Genomic DNA, 1,100 nt, shown 5'->3' with positions numbered 1-1,100 from the left:
GCGTGACTTTACACGAATCCGGCGAAGGTAAGCCGCGATCACTGGCTGTCGGAATCCACCCGTATGAGCAGCAGGAGCGACAGCCGCGCAGCATCATGTGGTCTATGGCGTCGACGAAAACTCCCGGGCCGCACAATGCATTGGTGTTGATTTTCACGTTTTGGGATCAATGCTCTCTGATCTAAGTCTTGATACCACTTCGCGACGCATTTCCCTCTCGATCTGCTGAAAGGACGCGTGGACGATGGTTGCGCCAAGGTACTCGCCTTGGCCGGGATTGGCGTCTCGAACTTACATGATGCGCGACAATGCATGCTCTGCCAGTTTATGGCGGATGGTGCGTGGGGATCCTGTGATCCGTCGGCTTCTTGCGTCATGTATCCGGCACGCCAACCCGCACCGTCCGCCACCTTGCATCTGCAGGTGGCCACACCGTGAGGTTGCCGCCATGTCTGACCTGCTTCCCGACTATCCCCGTCTGCACGCGCTGCTCGGCGATTCCGTGCGCGATCTTCCCAATGCTCTCGCCGAAAAGATGGAAGACGCACTCAGCGATGTCGCCGAGTCCGCGCCTCCCTCTGCGTTCTTCACGTTCCTGCAAGGCCACGGCAAAGGCCATCGTGCGGACGGCACACCGTGGTCCGAAAATCGCCTCACGCCCGGTCGTGCTTTCGACTTGGCCTTGGCCACTCGAAGTGCATCGGGCATCACCGCGCTCACTGCCATGTTGCACGCCGCACACGTAGCGCGGGAGAACGACGATCCGGGCTTCTATCCGTCGGCGGCCATGGTCGATGGTCTGTTTGATGCATGCGAAGCACTGTCGCTGCAGGTAGAGCGCTATCTTGACCCTTGATTCACAGGTGCGCCGCAACGGGAAGGGTGGGGACTTCCAACGTGGTCCCCATGCCTGCGGTTCAAGCGCCGTGCTAGTCGCTGTCGCTTTCTGCTTGCTCTGCGCCGCTCGACCGCTTCGCCCGCTCTTTCAATTCCGTCGCCAGTCGTCGCTGCTCTGCATGCGGCAACCTAGCGGCGGCGAGAATGACATTGGCCAGTGCATCGCTATCGGCCAGAAGATAGGCCAGCGGAACACCCAGTTC

1 protein-coding gene is annotated in these 1,100 nt (G+C 60.4%); it reads left to right on the top strand.

What is annotated here, in order from left to right; genetic code table 11:
* Nucleotides 1-448 precede the first annotated feature (448 nt).
* The gene (locus AC1VAN_RS22620; protein ID WP_442251183.1) at nt 449-856 is read left to right on the top strand and encodes a hypothetical protein; all 408 of its coding nucleotides are present in this window, start codon (nt 449-451) and stop codon (nt 854-856) included.
* The last annotated feature ends 244 nt before the right edge of the window (nt 857-1,100 follow it).

The organism is Stenotrophomonas sp. 05L44_2 (genome assembly GCF_056665995.1).
The sequence above is the reverse complement of the archived record's forward strand: the minus strand, read 5'-3'. Positions and strand labels throughout refer to the sequence as shown.

Excerpts from the sequence above, each read along its gene's own strand:
- AC1VAN_RS22620 (WP_442251183.1), top strand. The coding sequence starts at position 449 with ATGTCTGACCTGCTTCCCGACTATCCCCGTCTGCACGCGCTGCTCGGC.